6 protein-coding genes are annotated in these 3,535 nt (G+C 72.6%); 5 read left to right on the forward strand and 1 reads right to left on the reverse strand.

What is annotated here, in order from left to right; genetic code table 11:
- Window positions 1-53 precede the first annotated feature (53 nt).
- Window positions 54-290, reverse strand: coding sequence for a hypothetical protein (locus CCN29_RS17125; RefSeq protein ID WP_086682911.1), 237 nt, complete (start codon window positions 288-290; stop codon window positions 54-56).
- Window positions 291-579: 289 nt separating this feature from the next.
- Between CCN29_RS17125 and CCN29_RS17130 the strand changes: the two genes are divergently transcribed.
- From CCN29_RS17130 to CCN29_RS17150, 5 genes are all read left to right on the forward strand, one after another.
- Window positions 580-951, forward strand: a complete 372-nt coding sequence (locus CCN29_RS17130) for a hypothetical protein (RefSeq protein ID WP_086682914.1) — start codon at window positions 580-582, stop codon at window positions 949-951.
- On the forward strand, window positions 948-1,409 hold the full coding sequence (locus CCN29_RS17135) for a hypothetical protein (RefSeq protein WP_086682917.1): 462 nt from the start codon (window positions 948-950) through the stop codon (window positions 1,407-1,409). The genes CCN29_RS17130 and CCN29_RS17135 overlap by 4 nt, the downstream gene beginning before the upstream one ends.
- A gap of 89 nt (window positions 1,410-1,498) precedes the next feature.
- Window positions 1,499-2,338 carry a radical SAM family protein gene (locus CCN29_RS17140; RefSeq protein WP_086682920.1) on the forward strand — a complete coding sequence of 280 codons (840 nt, stop codon included), beginning with the start codon at window positions 1,499-1,501 and terminating at the stop codon, window positions 2,336-2,338.
- Window positions 2,339-2,459: 121 nt separating this feature from the next.
- Entirely contained in the window at window positions 2,460-2,957 is a 498-nt protein-coding gene (locus CCN29_RS17145; protein WP_086682922.1) for a hypothetical protein, read from the forward strand.
- Between the two features lie 88 nt (window positions 2,958-3,045).
- Window positions 3,046-3,471: a hypothetical protein gene (locus CCN29_RS17150; RefSeq protein ID WP_086682925.1), complete on the forward strand. Its 426-nt coding sequence runs from the start codon at window positions 3,046-3,048 to the stop codon at window positions 3,469-3,471.
- Window positions 3,472-3,535: the final 64 nt, after the last annotated feature.

Consider the following 3,535-nt stretch of genomic DNA (forward strand, 5'->3'; position numbering starts at 1 on the left):
GCTCAGGGCCGGCCCGGGGGCGCACCGTCGTGGCGCGCCCCCGGGGTGGGGCGTCAGACCAGGGGGAGGCCGGTCGCCTCGGCGAGGAGTTCGGCGCGGACGGCGGTCGCGGCGGCCTCGGCGTTGGGCGCGGTCACCGGGCGGATGCCGAGGCAGGCGACCATCGCGTCGATGTGGATGGCCTCGATCTCGGCGTCGGTGGCGGGCATGGGCTCGACCGCGATGACGTCGGTGTCGGCGCCGTTGATGATGGCGATGTAGGCGTTGGGCTTGTCCAGGGTGATGGCCATGGCTGGTCCGTTCTGGCTGGTGGGAATGGGAGCGGGTGTTGTCCGGCTCGCTCGTGCCGTCCAACGAGTGAAAACGTACACCACATCAAAGCGTGTGCGCCACCAGCTCGTTGAAACTCGCCGTGCCGAGCTGGCAGCGACTCACGGGGGTAGCGACCGCTCCCTGTGCGAGTTCCTTTGATGTGGTTGTCACTTTGCTTCTTTGTCGTATAGCGTTGTGGTCAGCGGGGCCGACCGGCACGAGCGAGCCGGACGCCCCCACCGCTCCCAACCCACCAGAGAGGGACCCATGGTCATCTCGTTGGACATCCCGACGGTCCAGGCCGTCGCCATCATGTGCGGCGCCTGCGGGCGTCTCCCGCGGTTCCTCACGTCGGACGGTGATTTCGCCTGCGCCGACGGCCACGTCATCACCGAACGGGACTTGGTCCTGGAGACCGGTGAGGCGTGGTGCGTGACCCCCGCCGGCCGCCTGGCCTACGTCACGGACCCGAAGCACGCGGTGCGCGTGATGAGTGAGGCCGCGGCCGCCATGGCGCTCCCCGACGGGGAGTCGGAGTTCGCCGACCCGCACGCCGCGTACGCGGAGGCCAGTAGCGCGCTGCTCGCGGCCGCCGCGAACGGTCTGCGCCTGCCCGCCGGGACGGAGGTCGCCCGATGACCCGCACCGCGCGCATCCGCCTCCGGCAGCGCATCGAAGCGTTCGCCGCTCTCACCGGAATCGTGGCCCTGACCGTTCTCGCGCTGCTCGCGTCCATCGGCGCGGTCCGCAGCGACGAGAGCGCGCCGCGCCCCACTGTCACGGTTGCGGGGGACGACAACCGCGACGGGACCGTGGACGAGGACGAATCCGGCTGGGACTGCCAGACGATGGGCAACCGCCAGTGCGGCAGCGTCCCGCCGGAGTGCCAGGGGGAGGACGAGTTCCCCGACGTGTGCGTGATGGTCGCCGAGCGGCCCGCCTACACGTGGACGGACACCGACGGGACCGTGCACCACGTGCCGGACGGGCGGACGCTCCTCGCCGGGATCGACGCGCCGCGCGGTACGGAGGCCTTCCAGATCCGCCTGTTTGAACTCGACGCGGAGTTCGTGGAGCGCGCGCTCCACAACGAGTAACACCCCCCTCGCGCTCTCTCTCCTCCGGCCGGGCGCGCCCCGGTGCGCCCGGCCGGCCCACACACCACACCCCTTGGAAGGGGCCTCTGATGACCTCCACCACCGCCACCGTGACCGTTCCCCGCCACGAGACGGGGGAGCGCCTGAGCATCCAACTCTTCACCGTTGAGGGCACGTCGCTGGGCCCGTACGTCGCGCTGCCGCTGAGTAGCGTGTGGACGCCGTACTCCGGTCACCTGTTCACCCGGCAGACCGCCGAGAAGATCGTCGCCGACCTGCACCGGGAGGACGCCGACTGCGGGCTGTCCGCCGCGTGGGGCGACGACGGCGCGCTCACCTTCACGTGGACCGACGCCTACGACGGGGAGGGCGGTAGCCAGGTGATCCGTCCCGACGCGTACGGCCGGTACGAGATCGGCGACCTGTGGGCGTGGGACGAGTGGCGGGAGGAGACCCCGCAGACGCAGGCGCAGCGGCTCATCGCGGCGGGCGCCTGGGAGTACCGGGGCGCTGACCGGTCGCTGCTGTTCCCCCCGGCCGCGGCCGCCCTGTACGCCATGGGCCGCGTGGAGGCGCACCGGGTGACGCTGCACCTGGACGACGCGCCGGAGGTCCGTATGCGGGCCGCGCTCGCGGAGTACGGCATCAGCGCCGTGACGGACACCGACTGCGGCAACACCTGGCTGGAGATCCCGTTCGACCAGGACAGCGACTACGACGGGGGCGGCGCGCACCTGGTGGCGTACGTGGAGGCGCCCGGCACGGAGGGCGTGTTCGTGGACGAGCCGATGAACGGCCGCCGCGGCACGTGGACCGTGAACATCGCCGACGGCAACCGCCCGGAACGGCTGGGGTTCACCTGCGACGCCGACGACTTCGCGGCCGCCGCCGACTTCATCGCCGACCGGCTGACCCGCCCCACCGACTGACACCCCCTCTCGGCCCCGGGGCGCGACGTTCACCGGCGCGCCCCGGCATCCTCCCCCCTCGCCTTCTCCTACGGCCGCGTCCGGCGGCCGGCCCGCTCACCGCCCCTTGGAAGGAACCCTCATGGCCCGCACGCTCACCCTCATCGCCCCCGCCCCGTTCGCCGCGCGCTCCCTGTTCGTCGGCGCGTTCAACACGGTCTACGAGGACGACGCCCGCATGTGGATCAGCGTCGTGCGCGGGGACGGCACCCGCGTGTCCGTTTCCGGCGCGCTGGACGACTGGGCGATGAACTTCCGGCCGGAGGGGGTCGCGGCGGTCCTGGACGCGCTCACGGCCGCGCTGGACGACCCGGAGGCCGTCATCACCGTGACGTCGCTGCTGGACTGGGACGCCGGTTTCACGGGGTCGGCGTGGCGGATCGCGGACGGCACGGAGATCGGCACGGCCGCCGCCGCCGAGGTGTTCGCGGACGACCCGGCCGTAGGCGTCTACGGCGACCAGGTGAAGCCGATCGGCGCGCCGTGGGTGGTCCTCTCCCGCGACATGGACACCAGCGACCTGACGTTCACCGCGCTCACGCAGCCTGTGAAGGACGTCATCGCCCGCCACGGCGCCTGACCGGCTGCTGCGCCCCGGTCTCCGGCCCGCCGGGGCGCACCGCGACCCCGGGCCGGCCCCCTTCGCTCACCGACTGGAGAACCCCGCTGTGACTGCTGTCCTCTTCGCCGTTGACCCCGTCCGGCGCCCGCTGCTGGTGCGCTCCCGCCCGGTGAACCGCGAGTATGTGCCGCTGCCCGAAGGGACGTCGGAGGCTTCGGCTGTACTCCTGGCCGCGCGCGACGTGCGCGCCGGGGACCTGGTCGTCGCCTCGTTCTGCGGCTGGATGACCGAAGGCACGATGACCCGGTCCACGTGGTGGATGAACACCCCGTACCGGGCCGACCCGGCGCCGTGGGACCCCAAGTGCGGCTGCGCCGAGTGCTGGACCGTGCGCCAGGTGTTCGGCAAGCCCTCGACACCCGCGGGGCGCATCGTCATGACCCGCGACGAGTGGGACGGCGTCTGCGACGTGTGGGACGCCGACGAGCCGCTTCTCGTCATCCCGACAGCGCTGTCCCCCGCAGCCGCCTGACACCCCCGCCCCTGCTGCGCCCCGCGGCCGCACGCCGGCCCGGGGCGCGCCCTCTCCCCGGAAG

It is taken from the genome of Streptomyces pseudogriseolus, from assembly GCA_002154585.1.
Classification (GTDB): domain Bacteria; phylum Actinomycetota; class Actinomycetes; order Streptomycetales; family Streptomycetaceae; genus Streptomyces; species Streptomyces pseudogriseolus.